Source organism: Desulfobacter vibrioformis DSM 8776, assembly GCF_000745975.1.
Lineage (GTDB): Bacteria > Desulfobacterota > Desulfobacteria > Desulfobacterales > Desulfobacteraceae > Desulfobacter > Desulfobacter vibrioformis.
This window is the reverse complement of the sequence record NZ_JQKJ01000014.1, coordinates 26190-48866: the sequence shown is the minus strand read 5'-3', so window position 1 is coordinate 48866 and position 22677 is coordinate 26190. Positions and strand designations below refer to the sequence as shown.

The following is a 22677-nucleotide window of genomic DNA, read 5'->3' as shown; positions in this document are numbered from 1 at the left end:
AAGAATCGTGGTCAAAGCGGATGATTTATTTTTTTCCCACGGCCCTTAAACCACTGCTCAAATAAGAAGAATCTCGTGTGCAGGAATCTGACAATATAGCCGACCAGCACAGCAGCCAGCACCGTGCCTTCCCTGATACCCTCCAGTGCGCCCAGGAAAAACAGGGCGCTTACAATGCCGATGGCGACCAGAGAGGCATCTGTACCGATTTTGGTTTTCCCGAACTCCACGCCAAAGGTCTGTGCCAAAGCCATGACCAGGCCTTCCCCGGGCAGATAGGTGAGCCCTGCCTTGACTTCGAAAAAAATGCCAATACCAAGGACAACACAGCTTAAAAGGCATAGAAACGCCTGTTCAAAATAGTTGCCGGGTGTCATCCAGGGGGCATGTTTCATGATCAGATCAATGAAAAAACCAAACAGAAAAACCACAGGGAACTGAACCAGCTGAAACAGCCTGTATTTCTTGCGAAGCAGGAGCATCTGAATAAAAATGAACAGCAGATTGAGAATGATGGTGGCCTGGCCCAGGGTAAGGGGAAACCTTAAGCTGTAGATATAGGGCACACAGGAAATGGGCGAAATACCAAGATCTGCTTTCACGGATAAAACAACGCCGCCGGCCATGATAAACAAGCCGAAAATGAACACCAGACCCTGTTTAAATATGTTTTGCTTCATAATTTATTAAACTGAATGATTATTTTTTTTAATGCCTTTAAAAATTTTGAGTTTTTTTCCTGTCTGGATATATCTTTGTTGGCATTTCTGATCAGCTGTCTTAACTGCTGGCGGTCCATGTCAGGCGCGGCTGACAGGATTGTTTCCATGGTGTCATCATCCCAGGCCAGCAGCCTGTCTAAAAGCGCCTGGCTGGCTTTGTCTGTTTGTGGATCAATTTCGGGTTTGGGGCGGTAAAGACCGGTGGGAGCTGCTTTTAACTGTTCGAGTGCGGCCAGTATCGGTTCCGGGTCCATCTGCCTCATCAGGGTGCCGATGTACTGTCTGTGGCGCCTGGCCGCCACATTGGCGGTGATGGATTTTGCCTGGACCAGGGCTTTGAACAGATCCGGATCAAGCGCTAACAGTTCAAGCTGGCTGACGGAAAGCAGGCTTAAATCCTCTCCAAGCTTCTGAAGGTTTTCGGCCATTTTTTTTTTCTTTGTTTTGCTCAGGGGCAGTGGCTCATCAGGGGTGTTGCCAGGGGTGTTGTCGGAGGGGAAAGTCATTTGTCTGTTTTTTTTATCCGTAAAAAGGGTTGCAGGTTCAGTGGCTGGTATTTTGTTTTCATCATTAAAGCATCTCAATTGCGCAGGCCATTGATACGCCGCCGCCGCCGCAAAGCGTGGCAAGGCCTAAGTTTTTCCTTTTGTTTTTCATGGCATACATCAATGTGGTCATAACCCGGGCCCCGGTGGCGCCTATGGGGTGGCCTAAACCAATGCCGGAACCGTTGATATTGGTGATCTCCCGGTTAAGGTTCAGCTCTTTTTCGCATCCCAGGTACTGGGCGGCAAAGGCTTCGTTTACCTCAATCAGGTCAAAATCATCAATGGTAATACCGGACTTGGCCATCAGGTCTTTGACCGCCGGTACCGGAGAGAGCCCCATGACCGAAGGATGGCAGGCACCCATGCCCGTGGCTTTGATTTTTGCAATGGGGGTCAGACCTAATTCTTTGGCCTTTTCTGCGGACATGATCACCATGCCGGTGGATCCGTCATTGATACCCGAGGCGTTTCCGGCAGTGACCTTGCCGGTTTTCGGAATAAAGGCCGGGGGCAGGGCCGCAAGTTTTTCCAGGGTCATACCAGGCCTGAAATGTTCGTCCTCGTCAAAGATGATGGGGTCTTTTTTGCGCCGGGGTACTTCAACAGGAACGATTTCATCGGCAAAGCTGCCGTCGTTTGTGGCCCGTTCCGCATTGTTGTGAGAACGAAGCGCAACCTCGTCCATCTCCTCTCTGCTGATATCCAGAAGCTGGGCCGTGAATTCAGCCGTGTGACCCATGATATAGGGCTTGCCCAGGAAATATGAGGCAGGGGCCTGGGTGGTGTCCACAGGTGAGGTTTCATCAAAGGGCAGGGTATAGGAGCCGCAGTGCAGGGCATGGATCAGGGCATCCACAAAATTGGCATCCTGAAGGCGGCATCCCCAGCGGGCTTTGGGCACGGTATATGGAACACCGGACATGTGCTCGGTACCCCCTGCCAGGATCACATGGGCCATGCCGGCCTGGATCATGGCCATACCGGACAGTACCGCTTCCATGCCGGAAATGCACACCCGGTTGATGGTGGCCGCAGGCACTGTGTCCGGAATACCTGCCATAAGCGCACCCACCCGGGCGGTGTTCAGGGTGTCGTGATGCTCCAGACAGGTGCCGTAGCGCACATCATCAATGATGGCAGGATCAATCCCTGCCCGTTTGATGGCCTCTTTCATGGTAATGCTGGCAAGACAGGCGCCGTTCAGGTCTTTTAATGTGCCGCCAAAGGCGCCTATGGCAGTGCGGCATGCAGATACAATGACAACATCTTTCATACAAACATCCTTTTTTCGATTAAATGATTGTTCTCCTATTATGAATTTTTTTAAAGGAAATTACCATGGAACAGACCATTAATGAGAATGATTTTTTTTTAACGTCAGGTTGACGCGGTGTGCGGCTCTGGACAAATAGATTGTATTTCGGCATGCACCCTGGGGCCGCGGTGCGGGCTGTTAAAAACTAATATGAAACAAATAATCATGAAATAATATTCTAACCCTGCCTGTCAAGAATAGCCCATCAGTCAGACCGTTTTTATAAAAGCATCATGCCTTTGGATTTGTTAATGGATTCATCAGGCGTTAGAATGTAAACGGTCTGAAAAACGGGCTCCGGCTGCATGGCCGGAAAATTTAATTTTTTAGAAAGGGAAAAAAATGAAACGTCTTATTTCAATGGTGGTTTTAGCGGCGGGAATTGCCCTTGGCTCAAACGCCATGGCAGCGGAGTGGAATTTTTATGGAAGTGCCAGGGTTCAGACATTCTGGGCTGATGTGGATGATGGAACTGATTCGGAAGTAAACTACAGTGAATCTCTTCAGGGCAATTCACGCATCGGAGCCAAAGTCAAGGTCAGTGATGAACTGGTTGGCCGATTTGAGTACGGAGCCGACGGAGCAGGCGGCACGGCAAATATCCGCCACCTGTACGGCGAATGGGATTTCGGCACTGGAAAACTCTTGGTCGGTCAGACAACCAGCCTGCTTCACTTCGGTTTGAGTAATCAGGTGTATGGCGATGATGAGAGTCTGGAGCACTACGGCAATTTAGATGCCAGCCGCCGGCCCATGATCCGGTTAACTTTCGGGGATTTCCAGATTGCAGCTATTTCGCCAAAAATCGACGATCTGGGCGCAGTTGAGACCCAGGTCATTATGCCCAAGCTGGAAGCCAAGTACGAACTGTCCATGGACAGTTTTACCATCATGGCTGCTGCCGGATACCAGACCTATGAAGTGACGACTGTCGGTGGCGAGGACCTTGATGTGGATACATACATACTGGCCATTGGCGGTAAAGTAAATTTGGGTCCGGCCTACATTGGCGCGGGCGGCTGGTTTGGTCAGAATGTAGGCCCCTATGGCGTGGATATTAAAGCTGATGCAGACCCCTTCCTGAACGTCGTCGCCGGCGAACTTGAAGATAATGATGCGTATGGCCTCATGGGCGTGGTTGGGTTTAAAGCGAACGATACCCTGGCCCTTGAAGCCGGCATCGGTTATGTGTCTGCTGAACTGGACACCAACGGATCTCATGAGGATGATGCAATGGCGTACTATCTGCAGGCCACCATTACTCTGGCCAAAGGGGTGACGATTGTTCCGGAAATTGGTATGCTTGATTACTTGGACAAAGCTGATGGCACAGATCAAGGAGATGAATTTTACTACGGTATGAAGTGGCAGATCAATTTCTAAGGATCAACTTCTAAAACAGGTTACAGATTAAATTCATCCGCCCAGGCGGAAAACCGCTTTGCATGGCCCGGATTAAGATTGGCAAGTCTTTTTTCAATCTTTTTCCGGGTCATGACTTTATCTGCTTCCTTGGGGCTTTTTGAGTAGAATTTGTCTGCACAGCAGATGATTTTTTCTTCCAGGATTACAGGCACCATATCCCTGTGGGGCAGGGGCAGATTCGCTTCAATAATATTCTCAAGGGTGATGCCGGCCCCGGTATGACGTTCGGACACAAGGCCGAATGCCCGGGGCAGGCCCAGCCCGTCTAAAAGTTCACGCCCAAGATATCCATGACATACATAGGGGTATTTACCTGCACAGCCGATTTTCGGAGAACGGGTTTTAAAAATACCGATGTCATGGAGCATGGCGGCTTTTTCTATAAAGTCCATGTCCGGGTTCAGGTGGGCAACGCCCTTTGCGATTTCCAGGCTTTTTGCGGCCACCTTTGTGCTGTGTTCCACCAGAATGGCAAAAAGTGTTGAGTCAGGATCATAAAACTGCCTGATGATTTCCACTGGGTCTATCTTCATGTCTACCCATCCGCGGTGCCGGACAGCAGCACCCCTTCGATAAACGGGTCGATATCTCCGTCCAGCACCCGGTCCACATCCCCGATTTCAAGGTTGATACGATGGTCTTTCACCATTCTGTAGGGATGCAGCACATAGGAGCGGATCTGGCTGCCCCAGGCATTATCATCCTTGCCGTCATGCAGGCTCTGCCTTTTTTGCTCCTGCTTCTGTTTTTCCAGTTGATAGAGCCGGGATTGAAGCACTTTCATGGCAATTTCCCTGTTCCGGTGCTGGGAGGATTCCTGCTGGCACTGGACCACTACGCCCGTGGGAAAATGGGTGATGCGCACGGCTGAACTGGTTTTGTTGACGTGCTGTCCGCCTGCCCCGCTGGCCCGGTACACATCAATGCGCAGATCCTTTTCATCAATGTCGATATTGATGTCATCCTTGATTTCAGGATAGACAAAGACCGCCGCAAAAGAGGTCTGGCGCTTTCCCCCGGCGTTAAAAGGAGAAATCCGAACCAGGCGGTGTACCCCGGATTCGGCTTTCATGAATCCGTAGCAGTTCTGGCCGGTGACATGAAGGGTTACCCCCTTGATACCTGCTTCGTCCCCCTCCTGGTAGTCAATGACCTGGCACTTGTATCCTTTTTTATCGATCCACCGGGTATACATCCTGAACAGCATTTCCGCCCAGTCCTGGGAATCTGTCCCCCCGGCACCGGCATTGATGGAGACAATGGCGTCCCGGGCATCGTCCTCCCCGTCAAGGGTGACCTCCAAAGAGAAGCGTTTTACTTTTTTCTCCAGATCGGCCAGCATCTGAATGGCCTCCTGCTCGTTCTCCTTGTCCGACTCCTCCCTTGCCAGCTCCAGCAATACCTCCACATCCTCAATTTCTGAAAATATGGCATTGCAGGTGTCAATAAGGCCGGCGATGGTGGTGCGTTCCTTTAACATTTCGGTGGCTTTGTCCGCATCATTCCAGAAATCTTCTCTGGAAACAAGAAGCTCAAGTTCCCGAAGCCGTTTTTCCTTTACAGGGAGGTCAAAGATACTCCTTAAGCCGGTTGGCTTTAGCAGTGATGGAAGAGATAATCTGTTTGAATTCTACACTCATTATAAGGTTCTCCTAAATTTTTTTTTCATGGATTTTACCACACAAACCAGAAAAAATGCAACAAGGCAGGCTTGGGCGGCAAAATCCCCGTTACGGGTATAAAACGTTTTGCCGGACATGACCGGAACCTGCCGGGTAAGGGCGCAGGCGGTGAAAATATCTGTTTTCTCAAGAATGGCGCCGGAAGGATCAATGAATCCGGAGATACCTGTGTTTGCCGCCCGGACCACGCTGCGCCGGTTTTCAACAGCTCTGAATACAGCTATGGAAAAGTGCTGGAGCGCTGCCTGGGTCCGGCCGAACCAGGCATCATTGGTCATGGTGGTTAAAATATCTGCCCCGTTGAGAACAAAGTCTCTGGCAATATGGGGAAAAATAATCTCAAAGCAGATTAAGACCCCGGTTGTTCCTGTACCGAATGTTAACGGCACCGGCCCGGTTTCTCCCTTTGAAAAATCACCTGCACCGGCTGTCAGTTTTTCCGCAAACCAGAGCAGGCGCTTGAGAGGTACATACTCCCCAAAGGGTACCAGATGATGTTTATCATAATAGCCCGCTGGCAGGGCCAGGGGGGTGAGCATGCAGGCCCGGTTGTAGTACAGGAACCCATGGTCCGAAGGCCGGGCTGCAGGGATGCCGATGAGAAAAAAGGTGCCGGCCTTTCTCACCAGGGCATCCACCCGGTTCGAGGGCACAGGGTCCATGCCGTAATAAAAGGGCAGGGCGGTTTCCGGCCACACCACAAGATCACAGGGGATCGCCTGGAGGGATAACCGTGAATACTGGTCTATGGTTTCATCAATAAACGCTCTATCCCATTTTTGATCCTGGGGGATGTTGGCCTGGATCACGCAAATTTTCCGGGAAGGCGCCCCTTTGATCTGCCCATGGACCTGGGCCAGTTTAAAGTGGCCGTAAATAAAAACTGCGCAAAGCACAGCCATGACCAGGCCTAGGCCTGCCATATTTGTTTTTCCAGGCCATGCCCTTCGGGCAAACGCCTTAAAGGCAATGACCAAACTGCCGTTGGCAAGCACCAGCAGAAAGGTGATCCCCAGGACCCCGAAGGTGTCTGCCGCCTGAATCAAAACAAGGTTGGGATACTGGCTGTAACCCAGCACGCCCCAGGGAAAGCCGGAAAACAAATATGTCCTGATATATTCCAGGGCGACCCAGGCCACTGCCCCCCAGAACGGGACAAGGCCGTCAGGGACAGGTATCTTTTTCATGGCCAGGGCAAAAACGCCTGTATAAAGAGACAGGTACAGGACCAGAAGCAACAGGCAGGACAGCGCTGCCAAAGGATTCAGGCCGCCGTATTCGGTCAGGGTGGGACAGATCCAGTAGATAAGGGGGAGATAAAAGCCTGTCCCTGTGCCAATGCCTGCATAAAATGCCTGCTTTGAACTGATCCGGTCAAGGGAAAGCCATAACGGGACCAGGGCGAAAAAGGCTGCCGGATAAAGGCCTGGCCCCGGAAATGCCGAAAAGAGCAATAGGCCGCTGGTCAATGCAGGAACAAGGGGGAGTAACGTGCCGTATATGGGTTTGAATTGCATTTTGGGTGGCCTCAATTAAAGATTTCGGTATATTTATCAGATAACCCAAGGGTTCGTCAATTTTTATAGCGCTTTACAACATTTCTGCCAGATGGTAACCTGACAAAATTGATTAAGGTACAGGTTAACAGCATTCAGGGTGGTTCCGTTCCCATTATCAGGAGCATTTTATGGAACAGATAGAGATTCGATTTGGGAATCATATTGAAGCACCAGCCACAGAAGAGAAGTCTTTTGAAGAGATGTTTCAATCCGTTAATCCCATGTTCTGTTTTTCAAAACGGGTCTGGAGACCCCAGATGGATATTTTTGAAACCCGGGATAAAATTATTATCCAGGCGGAAATGGCAGGCGTTCGTCAGGAGAATATGGTTGTTGAACTCTCGGACAAGGCCGTAAAGATTTCCGGGGTGCGTAAAAGCAGCCAGCCGGATCCCACCGCCACCTACAGGCTTGCTGAAATTCAGTTCGGCCGGTTTGAGCGGGTTCTTTATCTGCCCAGTGTCATTGACATGGAAAACGTGTCTGCTTCATATTCCAATGGGTTTCTTGAGCTGAAATTAGGGAAACAGCTCAAGAAGAATTATGCGCCGGAACAGAAAATGCCCATTGATTTTTTATAACAACCATGGGATGACCGGGTTTATTGATGCCCGGGTATGCAACCCGAAAGAGATGAAAAAAGCCAACGGATTAGGCGATTGTATATAAAAAAGGAAAACGAATGGATGAATTAAACCATCCCTCCGTCCCCATCACTACTGACGACATACCTGACGAACTGCCCATTCTTCCCATAGTGGATACCAATCTGTTTCCCAAAATGGTGCTGCCCCTGGTTTTGATCCGGAAAGAGGCCATTGATCTGATTGACGATGCCATGTCCGGAAACCGTATGCTCGGCCTTCTGCTGTCAAAACGTTCGGACATTGATTCCAGGCACACTGCCGATGACCTGTGCCGCATTGGTACTGTCTCCGTAATTCTTAAAATGTCCAAGATGGAAGATGAAAAAGCCCAGCTGCTGATCCAGGGCCTGAACCGGTTCAAGGTGGTGGAGTACCTGAAAAACCGGGATTATATGCATGCCAGAATTTCAGTACTCAAAAGCCGTAACGATGACAGGAACAAAGAAAACCGGGCCCTGATGACCAACATTGTTGAGCAGTACGAAAAAATCGTGAAGCTTTCGCCGGGGCTGCCTGTGGAAATGGGGCAGATGGTCAAGACGTTGCAGGAGCCCAGCGCCCTTGCGGACATGGTGGCCTCCACCATTAATGCCCCTGTTAATGAAAAGCAGAAGGTCCTTGAGCTGACTGATGTGAATCGCCGCCTGAAAAAGGTCACCCGCCTGGTCAATGACCAGCTTGATATTCTTGAAATGGGTTCCAAAATTCAAAATCAGGTCCGGGAGGACATGGATAAGCGCCAGCGTGAATATTACCTGCGCCGGCAGCTCAAAGCAATTAAAGAAGAGCTTGGGGAAACTGATCTGGAAGCAGTGGAGATCCGGGAATACCGAACACTGGTCAGGGACAATCCCATGCCGGAACAGGCCGCAAAAGAAGCCACGCGCGAGCTGGAACGTCTTGCAAGGATGCCCCCCTCATCCTCCGAATATGTGGTGTCATCCACCTATCTTGACTGGCTGACCTCTTTGCCCTGGAACGAATATGCCGAAGACCGGCTGAATATTGCCGAGGCCAGAAAGATTCTGGACCAGGACCATTACGGCCTTGAAAAACCCAAAAAGCGGATATTGGAGTTCCTGGCCGTGCGTAAACTCAAAAAAGACTCAAAAGGCCCGATTCTGTGCTTTGCAGGACCTCCCGGCACCGGGAAAACCTCCCTGGGAAAATCCATTGCCAGGGCCCTGGGCCGGGAATTTGTCCGCATTGCCCTGGGCGGAGTCCGGGATGAAGCAGAAATCCGGGGGCACCGGCGGACCTATGTGGGGGCCATGCCGGGCCGGATTATCCAGCAGTTAAGATCTGCCGGTAAAAAAAATCCCGTATTCATGCTGGATGAGATTGATAAGGTCAGCTCCTCCTACCACGGAGATCCCTCATCGGCCCTGCTTGAAGTCCTTGATCCGGAACAGAACAGCAATTTTGTTGACCACTACCTGGATGTGCCCTTTGATTTGTCCGATGTCATGTTTCTGACCACGGCCAATGTGCTGCACACCATCCCTCCCCCCCTGCGGGACAGAATGGAGGTGCTTGAGCTTACCGGGTATACCGAAGAAGAAAAGCTAAAAATCGCCACCCGGTATATCATCCCTAAACAGCGGGAGGCCAACGGCATCAATTCCGGCCAGATCAAAATAACCCCAGGCGCGGTCAAACAGATTATTTCCGGATATACCAGGGAATCAGGTTTACGCAACCTGGAACGTCAGATCGGGGCCGTATGCCGGGGGGTTGCCGCTAAAATCGCCGAAGACCAGGTGGAAAATCTGACCATTGGCCGGAAAGAAATCTCCGAATACCTGGGCCCCATTCAAAACATGCCGGATTTGGCCACCCGAATCAACGCGCCGGGCGTGGCAATCGGCCTTGCCTGGACCCCTGTGGGCGGTGAGGTGCTTTTTGTGGAGGCTGTGGCCATGAAAGGGGGAAAGGGGCTGACGCTCACCGGACAGCTTGGGGATGTCATGAAGGAATCCGCGTCAACTGCGTTAAGTTTTATCCGGTCCAATGCCGACCGGCTGGCTGTAGATGACACCTTTTTTGATACCCATGATATCCACATTCATGTGCCCGAAGGCTCCATTCCCAAGGACGGCCCCTCTGCCGGGGTGACCATGCTTGCGGCCCTTGCCTCCCTGATCATCAAAAGGAAAGTGAAATCCCGTCTGGCCATGACCGGAGAGATCACCCTCAGGGGTGAGGTTCTGCCTGTGGGAGGCATCAAGGATAAGGTGATTGCGGCTCACAGGGCCGGTATCCGGTCTTTGATCCTGCCGCTTTGGAATGGAAAAGATATGGAAGATATTCCTGGACATATTAAATCCACCATGACTTTCTTTTTTACCGATAAAATGGAAGAAGTCCTTAATATGGCCCTGGAATAAAAAATGGCACCTTATATGAATTATCTGATCCGAACATTAATGCCGGCTCTTCTTTTCTGCCTTGCGGTTGCCGTTGCCGGATGCGGTGCCGGAACCTATAATTCCGGCGACAGAAGATCTGCGGATAAGCCGTACAGCGGAACCGAAGCCACCCAGCGCCCCTATCGCATTGCAGGAAAACACTATTATCCCATGGCCTCGGCCAACGGGTATGTGGAAAAGGGACGGGCATCCTGGTATGGCAGAAAGTTCCACGGCCGGAAAACATCCAACGGTGAAATTTACAACATGTACGCCATGACCGCAGCCCACAAAACCCTTCCCATGAACACATGGGTCAGTGTTGAGAACCTGGAGAACGGCCGGCAGATCACGGTGCGCATCAATGACCGGGGGCCCTTTGTGGCCGGCAGGATCATTGATTTGTCCTATAACGCGGCCCAGCGCATGGGCATCGTGGAACCCGGCACAGCCCGGGTAAAGGTGACAGCCCTTGGAAAGGCCACAGCCTATTCCAAGAAAGACCATACCCCTGTGAACTTTACCCCCGTGGATTACTGGAAAGGTAATTTTACGGTGCAGGTGGGGGCGTTCAAGGTGAGGACCAATGCGGATCAATACCGGATCAAGTTGTCCAGGGACTATCTTAATGCCCATATTGTTCCCTATGAGGATGACCGGGGACGGTTTTACCGGGTGAGGATCGGTAAATTCAACAACCTCAATGATGCCGTGATGTTCAGCGAAAGGCTGATGGCCGGGGAAGGCTTTGGGTATGCCTTTGCCGTGGCCGAAGACTAAGGGCGGGAAAAGCCGGGAGACAATGACGGGATATACTGTTTTTCTGGACCGGGACGGGGTGATCAACCATGATTCCGACGCTTATATCAAACAACCGGCCGAATTCCATTTTATCCCCAAAAGCCCGGACGCCATTGCCCTTTTGAACGTCAAAGGTTTTCAGGTGATTCTGATTACCAATCAATCGGCTGTGGGCCGCGGCATGATCTCCGGCCGAACCCTTGATGCCATTTTTAAAAAAATGACCCATGGGGTGGAACAGGCCGGTGGCCGGATCAAGGATATATTTTTCTGCCCCCATGTCCCGGACCAGGGGTGCGGCTGTCGAAAGCCTAAGCCCGGAATGATTCTTCAGGCCGTGGACCGCCATGGCATTGATTTGAATAAAGCCATCATGGTAGGGGATTCTGCCAAAGATATTGAGTGCGGCAAAAATGCCGGGTGCGCCGCAACCCTTCTGGTTAAGACCGGCAACTGGGAAAAGGCCCTGGCCGCTTTGAAAAAAAAAAGCCTTGCACCGGATTTTCTTGCCAGGGATCTTTACGAGGCTGCCTGTTGGATAACCGCTAATTTTTCACCCGATGACATGGTGTCATGATTACTATCAGCGGAACCCTGTCCCGGATTACATTCCAAAATTCGGAAAATCATTACACGGTGTGCCGTGTGGCAGTTCCCAAGGTGGCCGATGCCATCACCGTGGTGGGGCATCTGCCCGGGGTGGCCCAGGGGGAGCAACTTAAACTTAAAGGCACATGGATCAGTCACCCTAAATACGGGGAGCAGTTTAAGGCCGCCTCCTTTGAGGTGACCCTGCCCTCCACCCTGGCGGGGATTCGAAAATACCTGAGCTCAGGCATCATTCCCGGCATTAACCAGGACCTGGCCGACAAAATTGTGGATACCTTTGGGGAACAGACCTTGGAGATCATTGAGAATGATCCGGATCAGCTTCTTGATGTTTACGGGATCGGCAAGATCAAGCAGAAAATGATTGAAACGGCCTGGAATGCCCACCATTCCGTGCGGCGGGTCATGGAGATGCTCCAGGGCACCCGCATTGATTCGGCCAAGGCCGCAGCCATCCTTAAAACGTATGGAAACCACGCCCTGGAAGTGTTGACCCAGGATCCTTTTCGCATTGCCCGGGACATTCCCGGCATTGGTTTTGCCGCCGTGGATGAACTGGCAAGGGAGCTGGGTACAGAAAAAGAGGCTGAAAAAAGGCTGAAAGCCTGTCTGATCTGCCGTCTGCTGGACCTGGAGCAGAACGGCCATGTGTTTGAAGAAAAAGAAGACCTGATCCGGGCCTGTGCCCAAAGGGCTGACGTGTCTGCAGAACTGTTTTCCGATGCCCTTGGAAATCTGGAACAAGATAACGAGGTGGTGCTTGAAAAGGGCAGGGTGTATCTTGCGTTTTTACATAAGGCGGAACACGGCATTTCCCGGCGGATCAAGGCGCTGTTATCCATGCCCAACCCTGATTTTCGCGTTGATGAAGATTTAATCCGGACCCAGGTGCTCTCGGCCATGGCTGTTCAGTTGTCCGAAGAGCAGCTGGATGTGGTGGTCCGGATTATGGGCCAGAAAATTTCCATTATCACCGGCGGTCCCGGTACAGGGAAGACGACCCTTATAAAGGCATTGTGCGTTGTGTTTAAAACGCTTCGCCTGAAGGTCATGCTTGCCGCACCCACAGGGCGGGCAGCCCGGCGTCTGGCCGAGGTGACCGGGCAAGGGGCCAAAACCCTTCACAAACTTCTGGGCTTTAACCAGGACACTGAGTCCTTTGAACATGATTTCACCAATCCTCTGGATCTGGATCTTCTGGTGGTGGATGAGGCTTCCATGGTGGACACCCTGCTCATGTACCGCCTGGCCGAGGCCCTGCCGGCCGGGGCCGGACTGATTCTGGTGGGGGACACCTTTCAGCTGCCCTCTGTGGGACCGGGGAATGTGTTGTCCGATATTATTGATTCGGCACAGGTGGCCGTGTTTCCCTTGACCCGGATTTTCCGCCAGGCCCGGAAAAGTCCCATTGTCATGCATGCCCACAGTATCCGAAACGGGCAGATGCCGGACATAAAATCAGGACCTGCGGACCAGTACTCCCAGTTTTATTTTATTGAAACCAGCACACCGGCACGTGTGGCAGACACCATCTGCGAATTGTGCGCCCTGAGAATTCCAAAGGCCTTTCCCCAGATCCGGGAAACCCAGGTGCTTACCCCTATGCACAGGGGCGAGGCCGGCACCATCAGCCTGAACCAGCGGCTTCAGGCGGTTTTAAATGACAAACCAGGCGGCATTAAGTCCCATGGCCACACCTTTAAGACCGGTGATAAGGTCATGCACCTGAAAAACAATTATGAAAAAGAGGTGTTTAACGGAGATATCGGGCGGGTGATCGAGGCGGATGATTCCATGGGCCAGGTACTCGTGGATTACGAGGGCCGGATCGTGCCCTATGATCTGCCGGAACTGGACGAGCTGACCCTGGCCTATGCGATCTCCGTTCATAAATCCCAAGGTTCGGAATATGATGCGGTTATCATTGCCCTGACCACAGCCCATTTCCCGCTTCTTCAGAGAAATCTGCTCTATACGGCCATGACCCGGGGAAGGTTTCTTGTCATTATTGTGGGATCCACCCGGGCCTTTAAAACGGCATTTGACAATAACAGGACCGCGTTGCGGCGGTCCGGACTGAAAAACCGTCTAAAGGAAAACTTATGAAAAAATTGTTAATCGTTTTAATCGGCCTGGCTGTTGTTTGTGGCGCCGGCCTGCCCATTGCCAACGGCATCATCATGGAACGTACGATTAAATCAGCTGTTGAGGAGAACAATAACAAAGCGGTCAAAGCCCGGACAAGTCCTAGGATAAAAATTGTCGACTATGACCGGGGACTGTTTTCTTCCCGTGTCAAGTGGTGCATTGAGAATCCCGGTGGTTTCCCCGGAAGCGATACCGCACAGCTGGTACTGGTAACCCAGGGAACCCACGGGTTTTTCAGTGTGACTTCACAAACAAGTTGTGAAGAAAATCCCTGGTACATGCAGTGGGTGAACACCCGTTTGAACGGCAAAGATCCGTTGTCCATCCAGACCCGGTTTTCCCTTGCAGGCACCATGGATTCCACAATACATCTGGACGCCTTTTCCACTGAAGATAAGGGGAAACAGATTGATGTTCATACCCTGGATCTTGACGTTTCCACGGGAAGGGGATTTGAGACACTGGATGCAAAAGGCCGGTGGGAAGGATTGTCCCAGGGCAGTGAATTTGTGATGGGTCCGGTCGATTTTACATCTGATCTGTACCAGCTTACGGACATGATATGGGCCGGGAAAAATACATTTTCACTGGAACAGCTGAACATAAATGACGGGAAATCAAATCCTGTAGATCTCTCAGGCCTTACCTTGAACTTTGATACAAGTGCGTCCGAGGATAAAAAAACAGTGACCATGGCCATGGATTTTCATGTGGACCGCATTGCACTGGGCGGCAAGCCTTTGTCTGACTGGGCTGCCACCCTTAAGTTGAAACAGATGGATACGGCAGCCTTTGAACAGGGCATACTCCTGTATTCGGATATGATGACCCAGGCCGGCCAACGCCTTGAAAAAACAGGCGGAAATCCCGGTGATTTCCAGAGAATATTAAAGGATGAAATGGCCCGGAACACGCCACAGCTCATGTCCGCGCTTGATGGGTTGCTTAAAAAAGGGCTGGGCATGGAAATCTCCGGCCTTGATATAGACCTGCCCGAGGGAACGGTAACCGGGGGACTGGACATCAGTCTGAAAAAGGACCTGGCCCCCTCTAATTTTTTTATTTTTGCCATGCAGCCGGACATGATGTTTGCTTTTTTTGATCTGGATGCCCAACTCAGTCTGCCCTATGCCCTTGCAGGCGGAATCCCTAATCTGACTGAACCGCTGTTCCCGGGAATGGCCACCGGACTTTTCGTTATTAAAGACGATCTTTTGTCCCTTGATATGCACATCAAGGAAGAGAAACTGTTTCTCAACGGGAACCCGGTGGTACTGAATCAGTAGTCTCTTAATGCCACGGCAATATCTGCAGCCACCTGACCCGGCAGTTTTTGACCACATGCTATTTTGATGTCGCAGAATTTATCGTACAAAGGCGTTCTTTCTTTGTAAAGCGCATCAATGTTGCTGTTCGGATCAATGGCAACTCCCCTGGCTTCAAGATCGGACAGCCGGGTTAGAAGGGTGGACAGGTCGGCATGCAGGTAGATGACCGTGGCAATTTTTTTCAGGTGACGCATGGCCTGTTCCCGGTAGATGACTGAACCTCCGGTGGAAATGACCCGGCGTTTACCGCCAAGGCCCAGCAGGTGGCCGGCCTCAATGTCCAGAAAGCCCTGAACCCCCTTTTTTCCAATGATCTGGGCAAGGGTCATGTTTTCCTTTGTCTGGATCAGAATGTCCGTATCCAGAAAGTCATATCCCAGCTGTTTTGCCAGAAGCACCCCTACGGTACTTTTTCCAACAGCCGGCATACCTATTAACGCAACGCTCAGGTTTTGGGGCATCATTTTTTCCATGTTCTGTCCAATGTCCAATAATCTTTTTGACAATACATTTAAATTTATGACAGTTAAAGGGAAGAAAATTTCAGATCCCGGCTGACCCGGGAAGCTGTAACCGGTTTTTTTTGCTTGCGTCATTTTGTAAAAATTAAGGATAAGCACCATGAATACGCCCCACCAACTGACAATATTTGATTTTTTCCACAGAAACGCCCTGATGAACGGCCAGGAACGCGCTCTGTATTTTAACGGTGAAACCCGCAGCCATTCAGAACTGTTTGACGATGCCTGCCGTTTGACCTGCGGTATAGCAAAACTCAATCTGGCTGCCGGTACCCGTGTGGCCGTGGTCGCCAAAAACCACCCGGCATTTTTTCACCTGTTTGCCGCCGGCTCTGCGTTAAACTTATGCCTCGTGCTCATTAACCGGCGTCTGGGCGAAGATGAACTGGCCCATGCCCTTGATGACACCACACCACAGATGGTCATTTATGATAACGAAATGACAGGCAAAATCCTGCCCCTGATCCAGGACAGACCCGGCATTGTTCACCGCTTCAATCTGGCGGAGAACTTTTCTTCTCTTTATGCGCAAGATTCCCAGGGTGCTGTTGAACTGGCCGCCGATTCAGACCCGGACCGTGCCTACATCATCATCCACACCGCAGCAGTCCAGGGTAAACCAAGGGGGGCGGTGCTCAGCCAGGCTGGCCTTATCCTGGCCAATCTCCAACTCATGCATGCCTATGGTCTGGACAAAACAAAAGCCTATTTAAATATTTTACCCCTGTTTCACATCATGGGGGTGAATATCGGGCTTGGAACGCTTATGGCCGGCGGAAAAAATGTGATTATGGATCACTTTTCCCCCCAATCCGCTATAGATCTGATCCGGGAACAGAATGTGTCGATTTTCGGATCCTTCCCGCCGATTCTGGGCCGCATTCTTTCGTGCATCCAATCCCAGGATACGCCGCCTGATCTGTCCAGTCTTGAAATTGCCGCAGGCCTTGAAAATCCGGAAACCGCCGAACAGTGGGAAGCCGTTACAGGATCAAAATTCTGGATCATGTACGGACAGACTGAAACCTCGGGCCTTATCACGTTTTCCCCCATTTTTGAACAGCCCGGATCAGCGGGCAGGGTATCGCCCCTGGCCAGGATGGTCGTTGCAGATGATCTGGATAATGCCCTGCCAGCAGGCACCACCGGAGAAATCCTTGTCAAAGGCCCCCTGGTATTTAAGGGATACTGGAATGCCGACGATCTTAATGCTTTTACATTCAGAAACGGCTGGCACCATACCGGTGACATGGGACAGCTGGATGAAAACGGATACCTTTATTTCAAAGGCCGCAAGCCGGAAAAGGAATTGATTAAACCTGGCGGGGAAAACGTATTTCCCGCAGAGGTGGAAAATGCCCTTGTCAGCCATGGGGCCGTGGACAAGGCATGTGTATTCGGCGTACCGGATGCGGAATTCGGAGAGGCCGTCAAGGCCGTGTGTACCCTGAACCGTGGCTGCACCGTTGGAGAAAAAGAGTTAATTGCCTATACCGGCACCCTGATTGCCGGTTTCAAAAAACCAAAATTCATTGTGTTTGTTGATCAGTTGCCCCTGACGCCGGCAGGAGGCATCGACCGTTTTGCAATTAAAGAAAAATATACCCCCGGGCAATAAGCATCATACACTGCAAACCCTGCACAGTCCTTGTTGACAAAGACTGTGCCATGCAGCTTTTTTTAGGTTGTTTCCGCGTTCCATATGTTTTTTTTATTCTTTCTTCCCTATTGTTCAATAATGGCTACATCTTTATTGACGAACATAAAAGTTATCTGTATAAAACTTATTCGCAGTTACACTAAAAAGCATTACAAGGCATATTGTGAATTATAAAAGGAGTTTTTTAATGGCCGTGATCAATCTAAGGCAAATGAAAAGGAACCAGACCGGGATCATTACGTCGGTCAAAGCACAGGGCGAAATGGGCCGGCGTATACGGGACATGGGAATTGTACCCGGCAAGGCGGTTACCATACAGGGCAGGGCACCGCTGTATGACCCGGTGGCATTGCGGATCATGGACTTCACCTTGACCCTAAGAAATAACGAAGCCGATTATATCCAGGTGGAGGTGGAATAAAATGAACACAGCGATTGCCCTTGCAGGGAACCCAAACGCAGGAAAAACCACCCTTTTCAACGAACTGACAGGTGCCCGCCAGCATGTGGGCAATTACCCCGGGGTCACAGTGGAAAAAAAACAGGGCACCTGTATTTCCGAAGCCGGCACCTTTGAAATTATAGATCTTCCCGGCACCTATTCCCTGACTGCCTACTCCCTGGAAGAGGTGGTGGCAAGGGACTACCTGGTGAATGAAAAGCCTGCCATGGTCGTTAACATCGTGGATGCCTCAAACCTGGAACGTAACCTTTACCTGTCCGTGCAGTTCATGGAAATGGGCATTCCGGTCTGCCTGGCCCTGAACATGATGGATGTGGCCCAGAAAAGAGGCATAGAGATCAATACAGACAAGCTGTCCGAGCTTTTAAACATTCCTGTGGTACCCATGGTGGCAAGGACCGGCAAGGGCAAAAAAGAGCTGCTGGCCCAGGTGGCAAAGGGGATTGGCAAACCTGCCTCGCCCTTATTGATCTCTTATGGCCAGGACATTGACAAGGCCCTGGATGAAATGGAAGAGATCATCCAGGAGAACCAGTTTTTAACAGATACCTATCCGGCCCGCTGGGTGGGTCTTAAATATCTTGAAAACGATAATCAGATTCTTGAACTTGGCTCGACCCGCGATAAAGAAACAGCCGGCAAACTTTCAGGCATTGAGGAAAAAGTCAGCCGCCATATGTCAGCCACCCTTGATACGCATCCCGAAGGCATGATTGCCGACCAGCGGTACGGATTCATCAACTCCGTACTCAAACAGAATGTGATCCGGTTCGCTTACGACCGCAACCGGCTCCAGCGCTCGGACCAAATCGATAAAGTGCTGACCAACCGGTTTCTGGGGCCCTTGATCATGGTGGGGGTGCTGGCAGCCCTGTACCAGTTTACCTTTGCCTACAGTGCCCTGCCCGTTGAATGGATCGAAGGCATTTTCGGCTGGATCAGCGGTGTGACGGATGCGGTTTTGCCTGACGGGCTTCTCAAATCAATGATTGTCTCCGGGATCATTGACGGTGTGGGCGGTGTCATGGGGTTTGTGCCTTTAATCATGTTCATGTTCCTGGGCATTTCTTTTATTGAAGATTCAGGATATCTGGCCAGAATGGCCTTTATGCTGGACCGGGTATTCCGGATGTTCGGACTTCACGGCAGTTCTGTCATGGCATTCATTGTTTCCGGCGGCATTGCCGGCGGGTGTGCCGTGCCCGGGGTTATGGCAGCCCGGACGCTTAAGTCTCCCAAGGAGCGTCTGGCCACCCTTCTGACCGTGCCGTTTATGAACTGTGGGGCAAAACTGCCGGTATATGCCCTGCTGGTGGCTGCCTTTTTCCCCCGGAAACAGGCCTCTATCATGGTTATTCTTACTCTGATTTCCTGGACAGGTGCGCTTCTGGTGGCAAAGCTTTTGAGAAGTACAGTGATACGGGGTGAGGCCACCCCCTTTGTTATGGAACTGCCTCCATACCGGTTTCCCACCCTTAAGGGCCTTTGGATACACACCTGGGAAAGAACCTGGCAGTATATGAAAAAGGCCGGTACCGTAATCCTTGGTATATCCATTCTCATCTGGGCCATGATGACCTTCCCCGGGTTGGATGACAAAACCGCGGCCCAATTTGAATCCCGGCGCACAGCCATTACCGGTTCAGTCCAGGCCGACATTTTAAAGGAAATTGAAACGGCAGATAAAGACACAGAGCTCTCCCCGAAAGCCCGGGAAGTAAAGAAAGCCCTGGCCGGTATTAACGGCGAAGAGTCCATGGCCGGACTTGAAAATTCAATTGCAGGCAGAATGGGAAAGGCCCTTGAAAAAATATCTTTTCTGGCAGGATTTGACTGGCGCACCAATATTGCCCTGGTGGGCGGTTTTGCGGCCAAGGAAGTGGTGGTCTCCACACTGGGAACCGCCTACTCCCTTGGGGATATGGATCCTGAAAACACGGACTCACTGGGAGAAAAACTTGCCAAATCCCCTGGATGGGGGCCTGTCACCGCCTTTTCCCTGATGATCTTTACCATTTTTTACGCACCCTGTTTTGTCACGGTTGTCTGTATTGCAAGGGAGACCGGGTCATGGAAATGGGCTGCATTTTCAGTGGGGTTTAATACAACCCTGGCGTTTTTGCTGTCCGTGCTGACATACCAGGTCGGGTCCATGATCGTACAATAATTTCATTGAGTTTGTGCCGAATAATGACAATGATTGTATGTCTCTCCATGCTGGCCATACTGAAAATCTTGAAGTCACGATCAGTGTGAAGGCTGAAATTCAGAAAAAAATAGGTAATTATTTCCCTTGTGACTTTTTTGTGGGAAATTCCTGCCTTGGCACCTGTGAAATTTTTATTTTATATATAAATGTGTTTATTACAATATATTGAAATTATATAAAATTGTTGTTTTTGTCGATTGGCTGGCATGATGGTTGCTTTTTCAACAGTAAAATTCATGAAAAAGACAAACAAATTAAAGGTGACTCATGGCATCAACTGTTTCAGACATCAATGTATCACTGGCAGGAAGTACTTCAGGTGCCTTCATGGGGGCAACCCGTACCAGCGCTGTTTCTACAGACAGTGGTTCTGCGGTATCTGCATTTCAGGGGCAGCTGGACAAAGCCATGCAGCAAAGCTCGGGTATGAAAAGCACAAGCGTCGTGAGTCCCGTTGTGGAAGATACGGGTACCAGCCTTTCAGAGGATGTCAGTGCCCAAACGAAGGCGTCATCGATTGCCAGTGTACAAAAGCCTAATCTGTCCACTGGAAAACAGAGCAGAGAAATGTCCACGGTGGATAAATCTGATTTGGTTGTACGAACGACGAAACAAAAAGTTTCAGACATCGTGAACACCGTTGTGGAAGATGCGGGTGCCAGCCTTTCAGAGGAGATCAGTGCCCAAAATGAGGCGTCATCAATTGCCAGTGGACTAAAGCCCAATTTATCCACTGGAAAACAGAGCAGAGAAATGTCCACGGTGGATAAATCTGATTTGGTTGTACGAACGACGAAACAAAAAGTTTCAGACATCGTGAACACCGTTGTGGAAGATGCGGGTGCCAGCCTTTCAAAGGAGGTCAATGCCCAAACGAAGGACTCATCGATTGCCAGTGGACTAAAGCCCAATTTATCCACTGGAGAACAGAGCAGAGAAATGTCCACGGTGGATAAATCTCGTTTCGTTGTACGAACGGCGAAACAAAAAGTTTCAGACATTGAAGATGCACTGGAAAATGGAGGGGGAGCTGAATTTCTCACGGAATTGAAAAATCTTCTTTTATCCCTTTCCAATCGTGATCTGGATAACCTGTCCCTGGATGGGAGCGGTCTTGACGCACTTGGCGATCTTCTCGTTCAGGCTGGTTTTGACCAGGCATCTGTTGAAGAACTGATGTCGGACCTGAACCTTACCCTTGAAGAGGGAAACGGCCTGATATCCGTGTCCGATTTCATGGATGATTTGTTTGAACTGCCCCTTGCCGAAGATGAGGATATCACCCAGGCAGACGCACTCATGCCCACCTCGGATCTGCCCTATATTAAATCCCTTTTGTCAATGATGGGCGTGGATGAGGAAGAAATTACCTCAATTATGGCTGAAGCCTCCGAAGGAACCCGGGGATTTGATTTTGATGCGTTTATCGAACAGCTTAAGCAGCTTTTGGATACAACCGGTGGCTCCGGCCAGAGCTATCAGACAGATGGCGGGGGCGACGCTTATGGCATCTTTTTGAAACAGCTTGATCTGGATTCTTTTATTGAAAAATCTGACGAGCCTTTGACCCTGGCCACATTAATTGATGCCTTTTCCCAAAAGCTTAACCAGACGCTTGACCAGAAGCTTGACCTGGCAGAAGATAATCCAGCAGATCAGACTGAACAATCTTTATCACAAACGTTTACAACGGATTCCGTTGATGCACTTGCAACCCAATCCGGCCGGCATGGATTGCTTAACCAGCTTTTGTCCGGACTGAACATCCAGGAAGACAGTGAGAAAACTGTCGATTCTGCCATAACGCCTGGCGCAAGTTCGAACGCCATGGTTAAGGAAATTGAGGACCGGTTCCAGGTTCAGTTCATGAATCAGGTCAGACGGGGTGACGTGCGTACAAATCAAACAGGGGAAGCCGATTCTGATCATGCATTTAAAATAGCCAAGAGTTTTTCAGACACAGCAGGAACAACCAAGGACTCGGCATCACAGAGTTCTATCAAGGCGCCCCAGACCGAAGCCCCTGCTTTGGAAAAGATTGCTTCCACCAATCCCCAGTCCGGGGACACTGCGTCCAAAGGTTCAGAAACCCAGACCCTTGTTTTGGGCATGGAAAAATCAGCCACAACGGCTAATGCGGGAACTTCGGGCACACAACGAACCCAGCAGGCCTTGTCCACCCTGCCTGATTTTGTTACCCGGCAGGTGGGAAAAAGTATTGTCCGGTCAATCAACGCCGGTGACGACACCATCCGGATGCAACTGAAACCTCCTGAGCTAGGCCGGGTGTACATGAGCATTGACCATGATGGCAGTTCCATGAAGCTCAGTGTGATCACTGAACATCAATCAGCAAAAGACATTCTGACAGCCAATATCAATGAAATCAAAGCCATGCTCTCCTTCTCCGGTATCAGTCTTGAGAGTTTTGAAGTGAATATGAGCAGCGATTTCCAGCAGTCCATGGCCGATGCCCGGACCCAGGATCAGTCAGCCAGAAAACAGAAGGCAAAGAGAGGGGCCGGTGACGATACCCAGGACGCCGCAACTGATAACTTAACGGGTCAGTTTACTTCTATAAATGACAGCGGGTCGCTGCACTTTGTTGCATAAATAATGGGATCCTTTGCCA

18 protein-coding genes are annotated in these 22677 nt (G+C 50.7%); 11 read left to right on the top strand and 7 right to left on the bottom strand.

Features of this window, described 5'->3' with window-relative positions; translation table 11 throughout:
* Positions 1-11: 11 nt before the first annotated feature.
* The 3 genes from Q366_RS10340 to Q366_RS10330 all read right to left on the bottom strand — a co-directional run bounded on the left by Q366_RS10340 (position 12) and on the right by Q366_RS10330 (position 2543).
* A complete protein-coding gene (locus Q366_RS10340) occupies positions 12-680 on the bottom strand; it encodes a YczE/YyaS/YitT family protein (RefSeq protein ID WP_211251884.1) in 669 nt (222 codons plus the stop codon).
* On the bottom strand, positions 677-1228 hold the full coding sequence (yjgA, locus tag Q366_RS10335; RefSeq protein WP_035238776.1) for a ribosome biogenesis factor YjgA: 552 nt from the start codon (positions 1226-1228) through the stop codon (positions 677-679). The genes Q366_RS10340 and yjgA overlap by 4 nt, the downstream gene beginning before the upstream one ends.
* Positions 1229-1292: 64 nt before the next feature.
* Entirely contained in the window at positions 1293-2543 is a 1251-nt protein-coding gene (locus tag Q366_RS10330) for a thiolase family protein (RefSeq protein ID WP_035238683.1), read from the bottom strand.
* A 384-nt stretch (positions 2544-2927) separates the two neighbouring features.
* Between Q366_RS10330 and Q366_RS10325 the strand changes: the two genes are divergently transcribed.
* Positions 2928-3968 carry a hypothetical protein gene (locus tag Q366_RS10325; protein WP_035238682.1) on the top strand — a complete coding sequence of 347 codons (1041 nt, stop codon included), beginning with the start codon at positions 2928-2930 and terminating at the stop codon, positions 3966-3968.
* A 20-nt stretch (positions 3969-3988) separates the two neighbouring features.
* Here the strand turns inward: Q366_RS10325 and Q366_RS10320 are convergent, their stop codons facing one another.
* From Q366_RS10320 to lnt, 3 genes are all read right to left on the bottom strand, one after another.
* On the bottom strand, positions 3989-4543 hold the full coding sequence (locus tag Q366_RS10320) for an HD domain-containing protein (RefSeq protein WP_156968153.1): 555 nt from the start codon (positions 4541-4543) through the stop codon (positions 3989-3991).
* 2 nt (positions 4544-4545) lie between these two features.
* Positions 4546-5650, bottom strand: a protein-coding gene (gene prfB, locus Q366_RS10315) for a peptide chain release factor 2 (RefSeq protein ID WP_211251883.1) whose coding sequence is annotated in 2 segments (ribosomal slippage) — positions 4546-5580 and positions 5582-5650 — 1104 coding nt in all. Because the reading frame shifts where the segments join, the coding sequence is not laid out codon by codon here.
* A complete protein-coding gene (lnt, locus tag Q366_RS10310) occupies positions 5650-7209 on the bottom strand; it encodes an apolipoprotein N-acyltransferase (protein ID WP_051957971.1) in 1560 nt (519 codons plus the stop codon). Before lnt ends, prfB begins: the two co-directional genes overlap by 1 nt.
* Positions 7210-7379: 170 nt before the next feature.
* Between lnt and Q366_RS10305 the strand changes: the two genes are divergently transcribed.
* The 6 genes from Q366_RS10305 (at position 7380) to Q366_RS10280 (ending at position 15150) form a co-directional block, all read left to right on the top strand.
* Positions 7380-7832 (top strand): Hsp20/alpha crystallin family protein, encoded by a 453-nt coding sequence (locus Q366_RS10305; RefSeq protein WP_035238680.1) that lies wholly within the window; start codon positions 7380-7382, stop codon positions 7830-7832.
* A gap of 101 nt (positions 7833-7933) precedes the next feature.
* The gene (gene lon, locus Q366_RS10300) at positions 7934-10285 is read left to right on the top strand and encodes an endopeptidase La (RefSeq protein WP_035238679.1); all 2352 of its coding nucleotides are present in this window, start codon (positions 7934-7936) and stop codon (positions 10283-10285) included.
* A 3-nt stretch (positions 10286-10288) separates the two neighbouring features.
* The gene (locus Q366_RS10295) at positions 10289-11086 is read left to right on the top strand and encodes a septal ring lytic transglycosylase RlpA family protein (RefSeq protein WP_245619928.1); all 798 of its coding nucleotides are present in this window, start codon (positions 10289-10291) and stop codon (positions 11084-11086) included.
* Positions 11087-11108: 22 nt separating this feature from the next.
* Complete coding sequence (gmhB, locus tag Q366_RS10290; protein ID WP_035238678.1) at positions 11109-11684, top strand: D-glycero-beta-D-manno-heptose 1,7-bisphosphate 7-phosphatase; 576 nt, start codon at positions 11109-11111, stop codon at positions 11682-11684.
* Positions 11681-13822, top strand: a complete 2142-nt coding sequence (recD2, locus tag Q366_RS10285; RefSeq protein WP_035238677.1) for an SF1B family DNA helicase RecD2 — start codon at positions 11681-11683, stop codon at positions 13820-13822. Before gmhB ends, recD2 begins: the two co-directional genes overlap by 4 nt.
* Entirely contained in the window at positions 13819-15150 is a 1332-nt protein-coding gene (locus tag Q366_RS10280; protein ID WP_035238676.1) for a YdgA family protein, read from the top strand. The genes recD2 and Q366_RS10280 overlap by 4 nt, the downstream gene beginning before the upstream one ends.
* Here the strand turns inward: Q366_RS10280 and Q366_RS10275 are convergent.
* Positions 15144-15665, bottom strand: coding sequence for a shikimate kinase (locus tag Q366_RS10275; protein ID WP_245619927.1), 522 nt, complete (start codon positions 15663-15665; stop codon positions 15144-15146). The genes Q366_RS10280 and Q366_RS10275 overlap by 7 nt on opposite strands.
* A 148-nt stretch (positions 15666-15813) precedes the next feature.
* Between Q366_RS10275 and Q366_RS10270 the strand changes: the two genes are divergently transcribed.
* The 4 genes from Q366_RS10270 (at position 15814) to Q366_RS10255 (ending at position 22658) form a co-directional block, all read left to right on the top strand.
* On the top strand, positions 15814-17331 hold the full coding sequence (locus Q366_RS10270) for an AMP-binding protein (RefSeq protein WP_035238675.1): 1518 nt from the start codon (positions 15814-15816) through the stop codon (positions 17329-17331).
* A 229-nt stretch (positions 17332-17560) separates the two neighbouring features.
* Positions 17561-17794 carry a FeoA family protein gene (locus Q366_RS10265; protein WP_035238674.1) on the top strand — a complete coding sequence of 78 codons (234 nt, stop codon included), beginning with the start codon at positions 17561-17563 and terminating at the stop codon, positions 17792-17794.
* Between the two features lies 1 nt (position 17795).
* A complete protein-coding gene (feoB, locus tag Q366_RS10260) occupies positions 17796-20003 on the top strand; it encodes a ferrous iron transport protein B (protein ID WP_035238673.1) in 2208 nt (735 codons plus the stop codon).
* 309 nt (positions 20004-20312) lie between these two features.
* Entirely contained in the window at positions 20313-22658 is a 2346-nt protein-coding gene (locus Q366_RS10255; RefSeq protein ID WP_245619926.1) for a flagellar hook-length control protein FliK, read from the top strand.
* The last annotated feature ends 19 nt before the right edge of the window (positions 22659-22677 follow it).

Bases quoted from the DNA above. Each gene is read 5' to 3' on its own strand.
- Q366_RS10255 (WP_245619926.1), top strand. From the start codon at position 20,313: ATGGCATCAACTGTTTCAGACATCAATGTATCACTGGCAGGAAGTACT.
- Q366_RS10280 (WP_035238676.1), top strand. From the start codon at position 13,819: ATGAAAAAATTGTTAATCGTTTTAATCGGCCTGGCTGTTGTTTGTGGC.
- Q366_RS10340 (WP_211251884.1), bottom strand. From the start codon at position 680: ATGAAGCAAAACATATTTAAACAGGGTCTGGTGTTCATTTTCGGCTTG.
- lon (WP_035238679.1), top strand. From the start codon at position 7,934: ATGGATGAATTAAACCATCCCTCCGTCCCCATCACTACTGACGACATA.
- gmhB (WP_035238678.1), top strand. From the start codon at position 11,109: ATGACGGGATATACTGTTTTTCTGGACCGGGACGGGGTGATCAACCAT.
- Q366_RS10265 (WP_035238674.1), top strand. From the start codon at position 17,561: ATGGCCGTGATCAATCTAAGGCAAATGAAAAGGAACCAGACCGGGATC.
- Q366_RS10320 (WP_156968153.1), bottom strand. From the start codon at position 4,543: ATGAAGATAGACCCAGTGGAAATCATCAGGCAGTTTTATGATCCTGAC.
- Q366_RS10295 (WP_245619928.1), top strand. From the start codon at position 10,289: ATGGCACCTTATATGAATTATCTGATCCGAACATTAATGCCGGCTCTT.
- yjgA (WP_035238776.1), bottom strand. From the start codon at position 1,228: ATGACTTTCCCCTCCGACAACACCCCTGGCAACACCCCTGATGAGCCA.
- lnt (WP_051957971.1), bottom strand. From the start codon at position 7,209: ATGCAATTCAAACCCATATACGGCACGTTACTCCCCCTTGTTCCTGCA.
- feoB (WP_035238673.1), top strand. From the start codon at position 17,796: ATGAACACAGCGATTGCCCTTGCAGGGAACCCAAACGCAGGAAAAACC.
- recD2 (WP_035238677.1), top strand. From the start codon at position 11,681: ATGATTACTATCAGCGGAACCCTGTCCCGGATTACATTCCAAAATTCG.
- Q366_RS10330 (WP_035238683.1), bottom strand. From the start codon at position 2,543: ATGAAAGATGTTGTCATTGTATCTGCATGCCGCACTGCCATAGGCGCC.
- Q366_RS10275 (WP_245619927.1), bottom strand. From the start codon at position 15,665: ATGGAAAAAATGATGCCCCAAAACCTGAGCGTTGCGTTAATAGGTATG.
- Q366_RS10325 (WP_035238682.1), top strand. From the start codon at position 2,928: ATGAAACGTCTTATTTCAATGGTGGTTTTAGCGGCGGGAATTGCCCTT.
- Q366_RS10270 (WP_035238675.1), top strand. From the start codon at position 15,814: ATGAATACGCCCCACCAACTGACAATATTTGATTTTTTCCACAGAAAC.
- Q366_RS10305 (WP_035238680.1), top strand. From the start codon at position 7,380: ATGGAACAGATAGAGATTCGATTTGGGAATCATATTGAAGCACCAGCC.